General features: G+C 71.5%; 11 protein-coding genes. 7 read left to right on the top strand and 4 right to left on the bottom strand.

From position 1 onward, the window contains the following. Window positions 1-60 precede the first annotated feature (60 nt). From LXT23_RS01160 to LXT23_RS01135, 6 genes are all read left to right on the top strand, one after another. The gene (locus LXT23_RS01160; RefSeq protein WP_253978178.1) at window positions 61-1083 is read left to right on the top strand and encodes a zinc-dependent alcohol dehydrogenase family protein; all 1023 of its coding nucleotides are present in this window, start codon (window positions 61-63) and stop codon (window positions 1081-1083) included. Window positions 1084-2104: 1021 nt separating this feature from the next. After that, window positions 2105-2500: a twin-arginine translocation signal domain-containing protein gene (locus tag LXT23_RS01155; RefSeq protein WP_253978177.1), complete on the top strand. Its 396-nt coding sequence runs from the start codon at window positions 2105-2107 to the stop codon at window positions 2498-2500. An 18-nt stretch (window positions 2501-2518) separates the two neighbouring features. Continuing rightward, window positions 2519-3457 carry a DUF692 domain-containing protein gene (locus tag LXT23_RS01150; RefSeq protein WP_267146664.1) on the top strand — a complete coding sequence of 313 codons (939 nt, stop codon included), beginning with the start codon at window positions 2519-2521 and terminating at the stop codon, window positions 3455-3457. Continuing rightward, a complete protein-coding gene (locus tag LXT23_RS01145) occupies window positions 3444-4199 on the top strand; it encodes a hypothetical protein (RefSeq protein ID WP_253978176.1) in 756 nt (251 codons plus the stop codon). Before LXT23_RS01150 ends, LXT23_RS01145 begins: the two co-directional genes overlap by 14 nt. Window positions 4200-4332: 133 nt before the next feature. Beyond that, complete coding sequence (locus tag LXT23_RS01140) at window positions 4333-7296, top strand: chemotaxis protein CheB (RefSeq protein WP_253978175.1); 2964 nt, start codon at window positions 4333-4335, stop codon at window positions 7294-7296. Window positions 7297-7378: 82 nt separating this feature from the next. After that, a complete protein-coding gene (locus tag LXT23_RS01135; protein ID WP_253978174.1) occupies window positions 7379-9046 on the top strand; it encodes a hybrid sensor histidine kinase/response regulator in 1668 nt (555 codons plus the stop codon). 12 nt (window positions 9047-9058) lie between these two features. Here the strand turns inward: LXT23_RS01135 and LXT23_RS01130 are convergent, their stop codons facing one another. The 3 genes from LXT23_RS01130 to LXT23_RS01120 form a co-directional block, all read right to left on the bottom strand. Then, on the bottom strand, window positions 9059-9358 hold the full coding sequence (locus LXT23_RS01130) for a hypothetical protein (protein WP_253978173.1): 300 nt from the start codon (window positions 9356-9358) through the stop codon (window positions 9059-9061). Between the two features lie 116 nt (window positions 9359-9474). Continuing rightward, window positions 9475-10248: a glucose 1-dehydrogenase gene (locus LXT23_RS01125; RefSeq protein WP_253978172.1), complete on the bottom strand. Its 774-nt coding sequence runs from the start codon at window positions 10246-10248 to the stop codon at window positions 9475-9477. Between the two features lie 3 nt (window positions 10249-10251). Continuing rightward, entirely contained in the window at window positions 10252-11238 is a 987-nt protein-coding gene (locus LXT23_RS01120; protein ID WP_253978171.1) for a zinc-dependent alcohol dehydrogenase family protein, read from the bottom strand. A 244-nt stretch (window positions 11239-11482) separates the two neighbouring features. Between LXT23_RS01120 and LXT23_RS01115 the strand changes: the two genes are divergently transcribed. Beyond that, a complete protein-coding gene (locus tag LXT23_RS01115) occupies window positions 11483-12613 on the top strand; it encodes a lysylphosphatidylglycerol synthase domain-containing protein (protein WP_253978170.1) in 1131 nt (376 codons plus the stop codon). A 30-nt stretch (window positions 12614-12643) separates the two neighbouring features. Here the strand turns inward: LXT23_RS01115 and LXT23_RS01110 are convergent, their stop codons facing one another. After that, window positions 12644-14854: a molybdopterin oxidoreductase family protein gene (locus LXT23_RS01110; protein WP_253978169.1), complete on the bottom strand. Its 2211-nt coding sequence runs from the start codon at window positions 14852-14854 to the stop codon at window positions 12644-12646. Between the last annotated feature and the right edge of the window lie 36 nt (window positions 14855-14890).

Here is a 14890-nt window from a genome sequence, read left to right as displayed (position 1 = left end):
CGACTACACGTCGTCCGTATATCCCCCCTGCTTCTTTCACGCACGACGATGGAGACGACGATGAGCGGCACGATGAAGCGGTGGCAGCTGCGGCAGGGGGGCCGGAAGGGGCTGGAGCTGGCGGACGTGGAGGTTCCCCGGCCGGGGCCGGACGAGGTGCTGGTCCGCGTCTCGGCCGTGTCCCTCAACTACCGCGAGAAGCTCTTCCTGGACGGTGGCGGCTATACGAGCGCGCACCAGCCCTTCACCCCGGCCTCCGACATGGCGGGCGAGGTCGTCGCCACGGGCGCCGAGGTCCGCCACTTCAAGGAAGGGGCGCGCGTCATCGCCAACTTCCAGACCGACTGGGTGGAGGGCCCCGTGCCTCCGAGGGGAACCGTGCGCAGCCTCGGCGGCAACGCCCCCGGCGTGCTGGCCGAGTACGTGGCCATGCCCGAGCGCTGGCTGGTCGACTCACCGCGGACGCTGGATGACGCGCAGGCGAGCACGCTGCCCTGCGCCGGCCTCACGGCCTGGACGTCGCTGGTGGAGCTGGGCGCGCTGCGGCCGGGCCAGACGGTGGTGACCCAGGGCACGGGCGGCGTGTCCCTGTTCGCCGTCCAGCTCGCCAGCGCCATGGGCGCGAAGGTCATCGTGCTCTCCGGTGACGAGGGCAAGCTCGCGCGCGCCCGGGCGCTGGGCGCGGCGCACGGCATCCACCGGCGTCACACGCCCGACTGGGACAAGGCGGTGCTCGAGCTCACGCAGGGGCAGGGCGCCGACCACATCCTGGAGCTGGTGGGCGGTGACAACCTGGCCCGCTCGGCGAACGCCCTGGCATCCCACGGACGCATCTCGCTGATTGGCGTGCTGGAAGGCTTCGAGAGTCGCTTCCCGGTGCTGCCAATGCTCCAGACGTTTGGCGTCATCCAGGGCATCCTCGTGGGCCACCGGCGCGGCCTGGAGAGCCTGGTGCGTGCCGTCGACCAGCTGGCGCTGAAGCCTGTCATCGACGCCAGCTACCCTCTCAGCGAGCTCCCCGCCGCGCTCGAACATCTGGACCGCGGGCCCTTCGGCAAGCTTGTGATTCGCGTCCGCCCCTGAGGCCGGCGGAACCCCTCTCAATACTCCCTGGCAGCCCCGGTGTAGGTGACCCATCGGGTATTGAGAGCAGTTGTAGCCCGGTTACCAAATTGAAGCGCTACTTGACAGGGCTAGCAGTCCCATTAATGTGCGCGGACTCTCGGTGCGTGAGGCTTGCACCGTGAGAGATGCAGTACTGCTGTTCCCCACCAGGAGGAGTAAACACATGAAGCTCAAGACCAAGGTTCGTGGCGGTCCCCGTGGCTGTGGTCCGGTCCTCACCTGCGTGATCTACTGCGAAGAGTCCCAGATCATCCTGTAGTCGCAGGACCGCCGGCAGGCAGGACATTGCCTGCTGGCGCCCCGCAGTGGGGTGCCCTTTCCCGAGGGACGCGCTGGAGGCTCCCCGAGTCTCGCGCCGACCTCGCCCGCTTCAACCTGCGTGCAATCGTGGCGTGCTGGCTGATGCAAACCCCGTACAACTTTGATTCTACTGCTTTAGTTAAGCTGAACTTGACTGAGTGTAAAACTCCGTTACTATGGCAGCACTCTTGGGCGCACGAAGCCTGTGCTCGAGAGCAGCGCTGTCGTTGTTCCAATCAAAAGGGGAAACACATGAAGCTCAAGACCAAGGTTCGCGGCGGTCCCCGTGGTTGCGGTCCCATCTATCCCGAGTGCGTGTACATGTGTACGGAGACGATGCAGACCCTGTAGTCCTGGGGAAGGCCAGCAGGCGGTGCATCGCCTGCTGGTGTCTGGACTGGCGCGGTGGTGTGAAGTCTTTCTGAATCATCCGGTGGCTTGACTCGCGAAAGCGGTGTCGCTGCCTGGGCAACACCCTCTCGATGAGGCGCCGCGGCGTCTCTCGTGAGTGTCCCTCGAGAGCCTGAGCTGAAGCCTCCGCTCGCATGCGCGGAAGCGTCATTTCATCGGCCATGGGGAAGGAAACGCGGGGCCGCCGTTCAACGACTGGGACGGATTTCCAACCGGTGGACCCGGGCCGCTCCCGACGTACCCCACCGTCACACCCACGAGGAACAACATGGACACGCATGACGAGAAGCCCGAGGGCGCGCCCTCGGCGGACCGCCGTAACTTCATGAAGACCGTGGTCACCGGCACCGTCGCCGCGGGCCTGGCCGCCACCGTGGGCAAGGCGGAGGCCGCCACCGCCGGCCTGTGTGGCAAGCCCGTCGAGCTTCCGGTCGCGGCCGTGAAGGCGAAGGTGGTCTTCCCCTCCAAGGCGCCGCCGACGCTGGCCCAGCTCCACGCGGCGCTCGACGAAATCATCAAGCCGAGCGGCTGCCCCAACTGCGGCCTGGGGGGCATCCTCAAGGACCGCGGCATCATCCGCGAGCTGATCCTCAACACCGGGTACCTGGGCGATGTGCAGGAGCCCATCACCCTCATCGAGGACTTCGGCGCCCAGAACTTCTGAGCGACCAGGGCCGGCGGGATGGAATCGACCTGGAGAGCTGGTGACTTCGTCCCGCCGCGCCGGCTGGGCGTGGGGCTGACGTACATCCCTGGCGCGCCCGCCGTCGAGGCGAGCCGGGGCGCGGTGGACTACCTGGAGCTCAGTCCGGACATCCTCTGCCACGAGCAGGTGGAGGGCGGCACGCGCCGGCTCGTCCCACAGCCCGCGCGGCTGGAGCAGATGCTGCGCGACACCGAGGGCGTGCCCGTCGTCGTCCACGGGCTCGGGCTGTCCATCGGCTCGGCGCGCGGGTGGAACGCGGCGTACCTGGAGCTGCTGGACACGGTGCGGGAGCTGCGCCCCTTCTTCTGGCACAGCGAGCACCTGGGCTTCCTCACGGTGGATGGGCCCGGAGGCGAGCTGAACGTGGGCACGCCACTGCCGCTGCCCTTCACGGAGGAGGCGCTGGAGCTGCTCGTGCCTCGCGGCGAGGCGCTGGCGAGGCGCTACGGGGTGCCCTTCCTGCTGGAGAACCTGACGTGGTACCTGCCCGGGCTGCCCTCGGATGGGGGCCGCGACGAGGTGGCCTTCCTCAATGACTTCGTCGAGCGCTCCGGCTGCGGGCTGCTGCTGGACCTCTACAACCTGCACTGCAACGCGGTGAACCACGGCTTCGACGCGCTCGAGGCCCTGGGCCGGCTGCGGCTGGACCGCGTGGTGCAGGTGCACGTCGCCGGGGGAGACACCCACGACGGCTTCCTGATGGACGTGCACAGCCAGGTGGTGCCGGAGCCGGTGTGGGAGCTGCTGGAGTGGCTGGTGCCGCGCGCGCCGCACCTCGCGGGCATCAGCTATGAGCTGCTGGAGGAGGCGCGGCTGAGCCCGGACACGGTGCTCCAGCAGCTGGAGCGAGCCCGGTCCCTGTGGCGCCTGCATCCGGCGCTGGCGGGAAAGGCGGGGCGGCATGGGGCTGCGTGACTGGCAGGCCGCGCTCGGGCAGCTGGTGGAGGCGCGCTCGTCGGGGCGGGGCGTGGAGGGAGTGCTGGCGTCGCTGGAGGAGCGACCGCTGAAGGACGAGGAGCGCCGCTGGCTGCGCGAGGTGGTGCACACGCCCGGCTTCGCGCTGACTTCGGACGTGCCCCGTTGGTGGCGAGACCTGAGAGTGCAGCGGTCGGCGCGGCTGACGCTGATGGCGCTGCGGGGAAGCCAGGAGGAGGTGCTCCGCGACTACCTGCGCGCCGTGCCCTGCTTCACCCTCTTCTTCATCGCGGAGGGGCTGGCCTTCCTGGCGTACGTCGCGCGCACCGTGACGCTGCCCCACGTGAAGTCGCTGGCGGAGCTGGAGCACGCGCTCTGGACGCTCAAGCTGGCGGCGCCCGCGGGGGAAGGGGGCGCACCGGAGGGCGTGCCGGGCCTCGTGCTGGAGCGTCACCCCGCCGCCGCATGCGTCCCGTTCCAGGCGTCACCGCAGGACGTGCTCGCGGCGGTGCTGACGGGCAGGGCGCTCCCCGTGCCCGGGGAGCCGGAGCACCCGGTGCTCGTGGCCCCGGGAGTGGCGGGGCTGTGGCGCCCGGCGACCTGCGACGAGGCGCGAGCCTTCGAGGCCTGCGACGGGGTGACGCCCCTGGACGCCGCGGGGGCGCTGCCGGGGGCTCCGGCGGAGGCGGTGGCGACCTTGCTGGCCGCCGGGGCGCTGCGCGTGGCACGTCCACCGGAGTGAGCCGGGCGCTCCACCGGGGCCCGCGACGGCGCCCGACGGACTCCCGGGGTTGCGTGTCCGGTTCGAGGTAGAAGACGCTGCGCCGTGGACGGGCTGGACCCTGCTGCCGGGCGCACCGTTCGAGGAGTGCCGTTTGAGCAGCCGGAAACCAGTGAAGAAGCGGGCCCGCAAGTCGCCTGTCAGGGCTCCGTCGCCGCGGCCCGGCTTCGTCGGCAGCCTGCCCGTGGTGGGCATCGGCGCGTCCGCGGGAGGCCTGGAGGCCTTCCGGGAGCTGCTGCAGCACCTGTCACCCGTCACGGGAATGGCATTCGTGCTGCTGCAGCACCTGTCCCCCGACCATGAGAGCAACCTGACGTCCCTGCTCGCGCGGTCCTCGTCCATGCCCGTCGTCCAGGCGCTCGAGGGCCAGCGGCTCGAGCCCGACCATGTCTACGTCATCCCTCCCGCGGTGCTCCCCACGTGGAAGGGCGGGACGCTGCGGCTCTCGACGCTGTCCTCCGAGGCCGGCGGGCGCAGGGTCATCGACCGGTTCCTCAGCTCGCTCGCGCAGGAGCTGGGCCCCCGCGCCGTGGGCGTCATCCTCTCGGGCACGGGCACGGATGGAACGCGGGGGCTGCTGGCCATCCAGGCCGCCGGGGGCACCACCCTGGTGCAGGCCCCGGACTCCGCCCGCTTCGCGGGGATGCCCCAGAGCGCCCTCGCCGCAGGCGCCGCCCGCCGCGCGCTGCCGCCGAAGGAGCTCGCGCGGACGCTCTCCCTGATGGGCGTCCGCCTGGGGGCCACGCAGCCCGCCGCCTCCCCCGAGTCGGACTTCTCCGGTGACCCCGAGGCGATGGGGCACATCTTCCACCTGCTGAAGAACGTCAGCGGCGTGGACTTCTCGCAGTACAAGCCCACCACCATCCACCGCCGCATTGCGCGGAGGATGGCGCAGTGCCGGATGGACCGGCTCCCCGACTACGTCGCCTGGCTGCAGGAGCACCCCGAGGAGCTGGACGCGCTCCGGCAGGACCTGCTCATCCACGTGACGAGCTTCTTCCGGGACCCGGAGACGTTCCAGGCGCTCCAGCGCGACGTCATCCCCGAGCTGCTCAGCCAGCGCGTCCCCGGAGCCCCCTTGCGCATCTGGGTTCCGGGCTGCGCCACGGGCGAAGAGGCCTACTCGGTGGCCATCTGCTTCCTGGAGGCCCTGTCCAGCGAGGCGTCACTCCCCGGCATCCAGCTGTTCGGCACGGACCTGAGCGAGCCGGCCATCGAGCGGGCCCGCGCGGGGCTCTACCCCGAGACGCTCGCCGACCACGTGTCGCCCGAGCGCCTCCGCCGCTACTTCGTCAAGACGGACGGTGGCTACCAGGTCTCCAAGCGGGTGCGCGGCCTGTGCATCTTCGCCCGGCAGGACCTGGTGGGCGACCCGCCCTTCTCACGCATGGACCTGGTCAGCTGCCGCAACGTCCTCATCTACCTGGGGCCGGCGCTGCAGCGGAAGGTCCTCAGCACGCTCCACTACGCGCTCAACCCCCGGGGCTTCCTGGTGCTCGGCGCCTCGGAGTCGGTGGGCTCCGCGGCCGACCTCTTCTCCCTGCGCGACAACCGGCACAAGTTCTACCGGAAGAAGAGCGTGGCGCACCGGCCGGGCCTCTTCCTCCCCCCCCTGGAGTCACCGGCCCTCAGGCCAGGGGAGGGCGCACCGCCGCGCGAGCCCGCGCTGCTGGCGTCCGACCCGCAGCGGGAGTCGGACCGCATCGTCCTCGCCCAGTACGGGCCGCCCGGCGTCATCATCAACGACGAGCTGGAAATCATTCACTTCCGCGGCCACACGGGGCCCTACCTGGAACCCCTCCCCGGCGCGGCGAGCCTCCAGCTGCTGAAGATGGCGCGCGAGGAGCTGGCGCTGGAGCTGCGAGCCGCGGTGAGCCAGGCGAAGCGGCAGGGCGGCCGGGTGCGCCGGGAGCGCATCCGGTTGGTGGACGGCGGGCAGGAGCGGTACGTCCACCTGGACGTGCGCCCGCTGCGGGCCACGGCTCACGGCCGCCAGCGCACCTTCCTCATCCTCTTCGAGGAGGCGCACGAGCCGCGGCCCGCCGCCTCGCGGTCGCCGCGGGGCCGGGGCCCGAAGAAGAGCACGCTGGAGGTGCGGCAGCTGGGCGAGGAGCTGGCGGCCACGCGCGAGCACCTGCGGGCCCTGCTGGATGAGCAGGAGTCCGCGCACGAGGAGCTGCGCGCCGCCAACGAGGAGGCCCACTCCTCCAACGAGGAGCTGCAGAGCACCAACGAGGAGCTGGAGACGGCCAAGGAGGAGCTGCAGGCCACCAACGAGGAGCTGACCACCGTCAACGAGGAGCTGGAGAGCCGCAACGTGGAGCTGAGCCAGGTCAACAGCGACCTCATCAACCTGCTGGGCAGCAGCCACATCGCCACCGTGATGCTGGGGAGCGACCTGCGCATCCGCCGCTTCACGCCCATGGCGGAGGCGGTGCTGAAGCTGTCCGTGGCGGACCTGGGGCGCTCCCTGCGGGACTTCGCGTCCCCGCTGTTCCCCGCCGACCTGGGCGAGGCCGTCACGCAGGTGACGGAGACGCTCACCGGCATCGAGCGGGAGGTGCAGGACGCGGACGGCCGCTGGTTCCAGCTCCGGCTGCGCCCCTACAAGACGACGGACCACCGCATCGACGGCGCGGTGATGACGCTGGTGGACATCGACCGGCTCAAGCGCGGCCTGGACGAGGCGCAGCAGGAGCGGGAGCTGAGCGCCGCCATCCTGGACACGCTGCGTGAGCCCTTCCTGCTCCTGGACGCCTCGCTGCGCGTGCTCTCCGCCAGCCCCTCCTTCTACGAGGCATTCCAGGTGACGCCGGAGCAGACGGTGGGACGGCAGGTATACGAGCTGGGCAACGGGCAGTGGGACATCCCACGGCTGCGCGAGCTGCTGGAGGACATCCTCCCCAGGGATTTGCAGCTGCGAGACTTCTTCGTCGAGCACGCCTTCGAGCACATCGGGACGCGGCGCATGCTCCTCAATGCCCGCGGGCTGCTGGGCGAGCCGCTCCGCAAGGGCCGCATCCTCCTGTCCCTCGAGGATGTCACGGGAAGGACGTAGCCCGAGGGAGCGCCGGGGGCTGGCTGGCCCGGGGGGGAGGGGGGTGGTACATCCTTGAACATGGACATACCCCGGGGGGTGGATGAGTGAGTTCGCGGAGATGTCCAAGGCGGAGTTGATCCGCGCACTGGAGCAGCTGGAGCCGGTGCTGGCGGCCCGTGATGAGCTGCAGCGGGTGGTTCAGGACCTGCGGCGCCATCAGATAGAAGTGGAGATGCAGAACCGCGCGCTGCGGGATGCGCAGCAGGCGCTGGAGCAGTCCCACCACCGCTACGTGGACCTCTATGACTTCGCCCCCGTGGCGTATGTCAGCCTGGACAGCCGGGCCTGCATCCAGGAGATGAACCTGACGGCCGCGGCGCTGCTGCGGCGCGAGCGGTCGGCGCTGCTGGGCCAGCCCTTCCTGCCCTTCGTGGAGCCGCAGGACGCGAGCCCCTTCCTGCAGCACGTGCGCCGCTGTCTGGTGGAGGGAGGCGAGGGCACCCTGGAGCTGCGGCTGCGCATCGCCGGTGCCCGGGTGGACGCCCGGCTGCACAGCAGGCCGTTCCAGGGCAGCGGGCCGGGCGACGCGCGCGTGTGCCGGATGGCGCTGCTCGACGTCACCCAGCTCCGGGAGACCCAGGCCCGCCTGGAGCTGTCCGAGCGGCTGGCCTCCCTGGGGACGCTGGCGGCCGGGGTGGGGCACGAGCTGAACAACCCGCTGGCCTTCGTCATCCAGGCCCTGGAGCTGATGCGGCTGCGGCTGGAGGACCCGCTGGACACGGAGGCGGAGGGCGAGCTCCGGGAGTTGCTGATGGATGCGGTGACGGGGGCCGAGCGCATCCGCTCCATCGTGAAGGACCTGAATGCCTTCTCCCGCGTGGAGGAGGAGCGCCAGGCGCGGCTGGACGTGCGCGAGGTGCTGGACCTCTCCTCCCGGATGGCCCAGGCGGAGTTCCGTCACCGCGCGCGGCTCGTGCGGGACTACGCGGAGGTGCCTCCGGTGCTGGCGAGCGAGGGGCGCCTGGGGCAGGTGTTCCTCAACCTGCTGGTGAACGCGGCGCGCGCGATTCCCGAGGGCGCGGCGGACCGGAACGAGATTCGACTCGTCACCCGGAGCGAGGAGGGCATGGTGGTGGTGGAGGTCCACGACACCGGCGGTGGCATTCCTCCGGAGCGGCTGGGCCGCATCTTCGACCCCTTCTTCACCACCGGGCCGAAGGGGCTGGGGCTGGGGCTCAGCATCAGCCACAGCCTGGTGACGCGGATGGGGGGAGAGCTGTCCGTGGAGAGCGAGACGGGGCGGGGCTCGCGCTTCCGCGTCCGGCTGCCGGCGGCACATCCCGCTTCCGCCCCGAGGCCCGCCGCGGCTGCCTCGAAGTCCGTTCCCGCTCCGGCGCGTGTCCGGCGGGCGCGCATCCTCATCGTGGACGATGAGCCGATGTTCCTGTCGACGCTGGCGATGATGCTCGAGGATGACCACGACGTGGAGGAGTGCGGGTATCCCCGGGTGGCGGTGGACCGCATCCGGAACGGACCGCCCCTGGATGTCATCATCTGTGACCTGATGATGCCGGAGCTGACCGGCCAGCAGCTCTATGAAGCCGTGGAAGCGGAGGCGCCCGACATGGCCCGCCGCATCATCTTCATGACGGGCGGGGTCTTCACGATGGAGACACGCAGCTTCCTCGAGCGGGTGAAGAACCCGCGGCTGCTCAAGCCCTTCAAGCCCGAGGAGCTGGAGGTGCTGCTCCAGGGGCTGCTGGCCTGAGCCGGCGGGCCTTCAGTGCCCGGACGCCGCGGACGCGGTGAAGTCCTCCGACATCTGCCAGGTGAAGTGGAAGGGGCCGGTGGGCCGGCGCGGGGCCTGCTTCTTCAGCGGGGCCCCCTGCGCCCGTGCCGCCCTCCAGCCGAGCAGGCCGAGGGAGCACAGGCCCAGCAGCACGGGGCTGAACGCGAGTACACGTGCGCGACGGCGGGGCCTGCCCAGGCCCCAGTACGTCACGGGCATCAGGAGGGGGACGGCCATCCGGCTCGAGCAGAGCCAGGAGTCCAGCTTCGTGGGGAGAGTGAGGAGGCTCATGGCCATCAACGGTAGGGCGCCTGGGCGGCCCTGACGCGGACACCCTCGCATGTCCGGCCGCCGGTCAGAGGGGAGGGCGGGGCGTCGCCCGACCTCCCGGTGCACGCCGCCCCCGCTCACTGCGCGGTGGCACCCCCGTCGAGGACGAACTCCGAGCCCGTCATCAGCTTCGACTCGTCCGAGGCGAGGTAGAGCACGGCATAGGCGAAGTCGTCCGGCTCACCCAGGTGGCCCAGGGGAATGGTGCGCGCCATGTGCGCCCGCGCCTTCTCCGGGTTGCCGCTGGAGTTGGCCAGCTCCGCCACCATGTTCGTCTCGATGAACGTGGGGTGGATGGAGTTGCAGCGGATGCCATAGCCCTTGTGCGCGCAGTGCAGGGCCACCGACTTGGACAGCAGCCGCACCGCGCCCTTGGCCGAGCCGTACGCGACAATCGTCGGCACGCCCTGCAGGCCCGCCACCGACGACACGTTGATGATGGAGCCCTTCGCCCCGCACTGACGCATGGCCTTGATGCCGTACTGGCAGCCCAGGAACACGCCGTCCAGGTTGACGGCGTGGACGAGGCGCCACTCCTGCAGGGAGATGGACTCGATGTCCTTGGGGATGCCCATGCCGGCGTTGTTCACCAGCACGTCCAGGCGTCCGAAGTGCGCGAGCGTGCGCTCCATCGCGCTCGCCCAGTCGGCCTCCCGGGTGACGTCCAGCGGGAGGAAGAGGCCCGCGCCCTCGCCCAGGGACGCGGCCAGCGCGAGCCCCTCCGCCTCGCGCTCCTTGCGGTCCGTCACCACCACCTTCGCGCCCTCGCGGGCCAGCAGCTTCGCCGCCGCGCTGCCCAGCCCGCCCACGCCTCCCGTCACCAGCGCCACCTTGCCTTCGACGCGCTTCATGGCTCAGACCTTTCCGTTGGGCGTGAGGAGGACCTTGCCGGCGCGGCCGCCCTCCATGGCGCGCGCCAGGGCGTCCTGGATGTTCTCCAGGGGGAAGGTGCCTTCCACGGGTGTCTTCAGCTGGCCCTCCGCCATCAGCTTCGCGAGCCGGCCGAAGACGGCGCGCTGGGCGTCGCGCGGCGTGCGCTTCATCCAGAGGACGAGCCAGAAGCCGCGCAGGGTGATGTCCTTGAAGATGGTGGCCGCCGCGGACAGCTTGGGGCCCTTGCCGCTCATGACGCCGTAGTTCACCACCATGCCACCGGGGGCGAGCGAGTCACCCAGCCGCATCGTGCCGTCGCCACCCACCGCGTCCAGGGCCAGCCGCACCTTCGCGCCGCCCGTCGCCGCGCGCACCTGCTCGGGGAGCTTGTCGGAGTCCACCAGCACCACGTCCGCGCCCAGCGCGGTCAGCTCGGGTGCCAGCTCCTCGCGGCGGACCACGCTCACCGTCTTGTACCCGGCCAGCTTCGCCAGGGAGATGACGTAGCGCCCCACCGCCGAGTTGCCGGCGTTCTGGAGCACCCACTCCCCGGGCTGCAGCGTGACGAAGTCGCGCAGGAGGATGTCGGCGGTGGGCGGGTTGATGAACATCATGGACGCCTGCTGCACGTCGGTGCCCGGGGGCACCGGCATCAGCCCGTCCGCGGGTGTGACGACGTGGGTGCGCCAGGTGCCCGCGCCCAGCGGGAGGAACACGAGGTCGCCCACGCGCACGGCGGTGGAGTCCTTCACCTCCACCACCCGGCCCACGCCCTCGTTGCCGGGCACCGCCGGCAGCTTCGGGAGCTGGCCGTACTGTCCGGTGAGGGTGAGCACGTCGGAGGGATTGATGGGCGTGGCCAGTACCTCGAGCCGCGCCTCGCCCGCCTTCAGCTCCGCGTCGGGCTCCTCCACCACTTCCACCACCTTCAACGGCTGTCCGAAGGTCGAGAACCGCACTGCTTTCATGCGTCGCTCCGTGTCCGCATTGGAATGCGGGCGCCACCCTAGCGGCCTTCGGCCCGGGAGCCGAGCGTGCAGGCAGGCACTTCTGCACCGCGAAACTCCTCCCTGGGGGAGGTGTGGGACACGGGTGGGTGTCCACCGGCGGACGCGACGGGCGAGCAGGTGCCGCCCACGGACAGTCCGCCCTCGCCAGCGGCGATCACACTGCCCAGCTTTGTCTTCGGTCCGGGCGGCGAGGAGGGGCGGGGTGAGCAACGTGCATGGGGAGGTGTCCCTGGGCCAGCCGGTGCCCGCCGCTCTGGGGCGCGCCGCACCGTCCGCGGCGGCTTCGGCGGTGAATGCTCCCGTGGTGGGTGCCTCGGAGGTGGGGGCTCCGGTGGCAGCGGCGCCGTCGGTGGCGGCCGCGCCGGGCGCGTGGCGCAAGCGGTGCGCGGGCTTGCTCCGGCCCGTCTTCGCGGTGGCGGGGCTGGGCATGCTGGTGCTGCTGGTGCGCAAGGCGGGCCCGCGGGAGCTGGGCGGCGTGCTGGTGGAAGCCGCGGCGTGGCTGCCCTGGGTGGTGCTGCTGGAGCTGGGCCGGCAGTGCATGGATGCGCTGGCCACGCGCTTCTCCTACGGAGCGGCGGCCGCGCGGGTTCCCTTCTCCGTCCTCGCGCGCGGGCAGCTGATTGGCACGGCGGTGTCCAGCATGGCGCCCGCGGGCCGGGCCGCGGCGGAGGCAACGAAGGCCGCGCTCCTCGCGCCTCACATGGGCGGCGGCACGGCCACGGCGGCGGCGGCCACGTCACAGTCGGCCTCGCTGGCCGCGGGGGGGCTCATCTCCTTTCCGTGTGCCCTCGCGTCCTACCTGCTGACGGGACCGTCCCTCTTCACGCTGGCCATGCTGGCGCACGGGGTGTTGCTGGTGGCGCTGTCGGCGGGCGTGCGCGCGTGCATGCGCGCGAAGCGGCCCGGGGCGTGGCTGCTGCGCCGCTGCCGCCGCTGGGCGCCGCACGCGGAGCAGTTCCAGGCCTCGGCGCGGTGCGGCTCGCTGCTGCCCTGGCGTCCCTCGCTGGCCTTCCTGGGCAGCCGGGTGCTGCAGGTGGCGCAGTACGCGGTGCTGACGCATGCGGTGGGCATCGACACCTCGGTGGTGCAGGCCCTCTTCTCGCAGGGCCTCTACCTGTGCGCGCTGGCGGTGGGCTCGCTGGTGCCGGGGCAGGTGGGGGTGAGCGACGGCGCCTTCGCCCTGGCGGCGGGCGTGCTGGACACCACGGCCGCTCGCGCCATGTCGGTGGCGCTGCTGGGGCACGTGGTGCAGCTGCTTTTCGTGGTGACGGGCGCGCTCACGCCCCTGGTGTGGCGGGTGCCCGCGCGGCCGGTCGCGACCGCCACCCATTGAGGGCGGCGTCGCACGTGCAGCCGGAGAGGCTCAGGCCGCCGGGGTGGCGGAGGCGCTAGCGGCGGGCCGCACCTGCACCGGAGTCCCACTGAAGGCGGCGTTGCCGCTGAGCACGTCCAGCGCCTTGTCATCCGTGAGGTCGTTGATGCTGGCGCCAGCATGCTCGCCGGCGACGGCGAGGCGCGTGCCCTGCCGGCCGTGCCCGTAGCCATGCGGCAGGCTCACCACGCCGGGCATGACGTCGTTCGTCACCGAGACGGGCACCGTTACCGCGCCCACGCGCGAGGTGATGGTGACCTCCGCGCCGTCCGCGAGGCCGCGCCGCGCCGCGTCCTCCGGGTGCATCATCAGCGTGCAGCGCGGCTTGCCCTTCACGAGGCCGGACACGTTGTGCATCCAGGAGTTGTTGTCGCGCAGGTGGCGCCGGCCGATGAGCAGCAGCTCGCCGTCCCGCACCTCGTGCGCTCCCGCCGCCGGGAAGGCCTCCGCCAGCCTCTTCACGTCGGCCACCAGGGGCTCCGGCGCCAGGTTCACACGGCGGTCCTTCGTCTGGAGGCGCTGGAGCAGGCAGGGCTTCAGCGGGCCCAGGTCCACGCCGTGCGGGGCCTCGCGCAGCTTCTTCAGGGTGAGGCCCTGCTTCAGCGGGTGGAAGCGGGCGCCGTGCGGCCCGAGCCGCAGGCCCAGGTCCAGCACCCGCTCGGGGCCCAGTCGTGACACGGCCTGGTACTTCAGCAGGGAGCGCACGGACGGCCGGCCCTTGCGCAGCGTCTCCAGCCGGTGCTGGAGCGCCAGGAATATCTGCCAGTCGTGGCGCCCGTCGGGCCCGGGCTCGAAGAGGGCCGGCGAGTACTTCGCCGTGTTGCGCACCGCCAGCGCGTGGAAGGCGATGTCGTAGTGGCTTCGCTCCAGCGGCGACACGGGCGGGAGGATGAGGTGGGCGTGGCGCGTCGTCTCGTTGAGGTACGGGTCGATGCTCACCATGAAGTCCAGCCCGCCCAGCGCCTTGTCCAGCTGCGCGCCATTGGGGGTGGACAGCACGGGGTTGCCCGCCGAGGTGATGAGCGCGCGGATGCGGCCGTCGCCCGGGGTGAGCATCTCCTCCGCGAGCACGGCCGAGGGCAGCTCGCCGCCGAACTCGGGCAGCCCGCGCACCCGGCTCTTCCACCGGCCGATGCTGCCGCGGCCAATCCCCAGCGCCTTCGGGCCGCCGACGATGTCGAAGGCGGGCTGGGTGAACATGGCGCCGCCCTCGTGGTCCAGGTTGCCCGTCACCGTGTTGAGGACGTTGATGAGCCACTGGCACAGCGAGCCGAACGGCTGCGTGGACAGGCCCATGCGGCCGTAGCAGACGGCGCCTTCCGCGGCGAGGAAGTCGCGGGCGATGCCGCGCACCACGTCCGCCGGCACGCCGGTGTGCGGGGCCACGCGCTCGGGCGTGAAGTCCCGGGCCAGCGCGCGCACGGTGTCCAGGCCGTCCACGTGCGCGGCGAGGTGCCCGGGGCGGGGTGTGCCCTCCACCAGGGCCACGTGCAGCAGGGCGAGCAGCAGGAGCGCGTCCGTGCCGGGGCGGATGAAGACATGCGAGTCGGCGATGCGGGCCGTCTCCGTGCGGCGCGGGTCGACGACGACGACGCGGCCGCCCCGCTGCTGGATGGCGCGCAGGCGGGTGCGCACGTCCGGCGCCGTCATCAGGCTGCCGTTGGAGGCCAGCGGGTTGGCGCCCATCACCAGCATGTACCGCGTGCGGTCGATGTCGGGGATGGGCACCAGCAGCTGGTGGCCGAACATGAGGTAGGCGACGAGCTGGTGGGGGAGCTGGTCCACCGATGTCGCGGAGTAGCGGTTGCGCGTGCGCAGCGCCCGCAGGAACTGGGGCCCGAACATGATGCTGCCCAGGTTGTGGACGTTGGGGTTGCCCAGGTACGCGGCCACCGCGTCGCGGCCGTGCTCCGTTTGAATCGCGTGGATGCGGCGGGCCGTCTCGTCGAGCGCGTCGTCCCAGGAGACGCGCTCCCAGCCGCTCGCGGTGCGGCGCATGGGGTGGCGCAGCCGGTCCGGGTCCTCGTGGAGGTCCTGGAGGGCCAGGGCCTTGGGACAGATGTGGCCCCGGCTGAACGGGTCCTCCTCGTCACCCCGGATGGAGGTGATGCGGTTGCCTTCCAGCTCGATGCGCAGGCCACACATGGCCTCGCAGAGATTGCAGGTACGGAAGTGGACCCGGGACGCGGCGGAGGCGGTCATGGCCGCACTCTACAACGCGCCGTGGCCGCGCTACCC

Source organism: Pyxidicoccus xibeiensis, from assembly GCF_024198175.1.
Lineage (GTDB): Bacteria > Myxococcota > Myxococcia > Myxococcales > Myxococcaceae > Myxococcus > Myxococcus xibeiensis.
Note: the sequence above shows the minus strand (reverse complement) of the source record. Positions and strands in the feature narration are given on the sequence as shown.

Excerpts from the sequence above, each read along its gene's own strand:
- LXT23_RS01120 (WP_253978171.1), bottom strand. The coding sequence starts at position 11,238 with ATGAAAGCAGTGCGGTTCTCGACCTTCGGACAGCCGTTGAAGGTGGTG.
- LXT23_RS01155 (WP_253978177.1), top strand. The coding sequence starts at position 2,105 with ATGGACACGCATGACGAGAAGCCCGAGGGCGCGCCCTCGGCGGACCGC.
- LXT23_RS01110 (WP_253978169.1), bottom strand. The coding sequence starts at position 14,854 with ATGACCGCCTCCGCCGCGTCCCGGGTCCACTTCCGTACCTGCAATCTC.
- LXT23_RS01145 (WP_253978176.1), top strand. The coding sequence starts at position 3,444 with ATGGGGCTGCGTGACTGGCAGGCCGCGCTCGGGCAGCTGGTGGAGGCG.
- LXT23_RS01135 (WP_253978174.1), top strand. The coding sequence starts at position 7,379 with ATGAGTGAGTTCGCGGAGATGTCCAAGGCGGAGTTGATCCGCGCACTG.
- LXT23_RS01150 (WP_267146664.1), top strand. The coding sequence starts at position 2,519 with ATGGAATCGACCTGGAGAGCTGGTGACTTCGTCCCGCCGCGCCGGCTG.
- LXT23_RS01160 (WP_253978178.1), top strand. The coding sequence starts at position 61 with ATGAGCGGCACGATGAAGCGGTGGCAGCTGCGGCAGGGGGGCCGGAAG.
- LXT23_RS01130 (WP_253978173.1), bottom strand. The coding sequence starts at position 9,358 with ATGAGCCTCCTCACTCTCCCCACGAAGCTGGACTCCTGGCTCTGCTCG.
- LXT23_RS01125 (WP_253978172.1), bottom strand. The coding sequence starts at position 10,248 with ATGAAGCGCGTCGAAGGCAAGGTGGCGCTGGTGACGGGAGGCGTGGGC.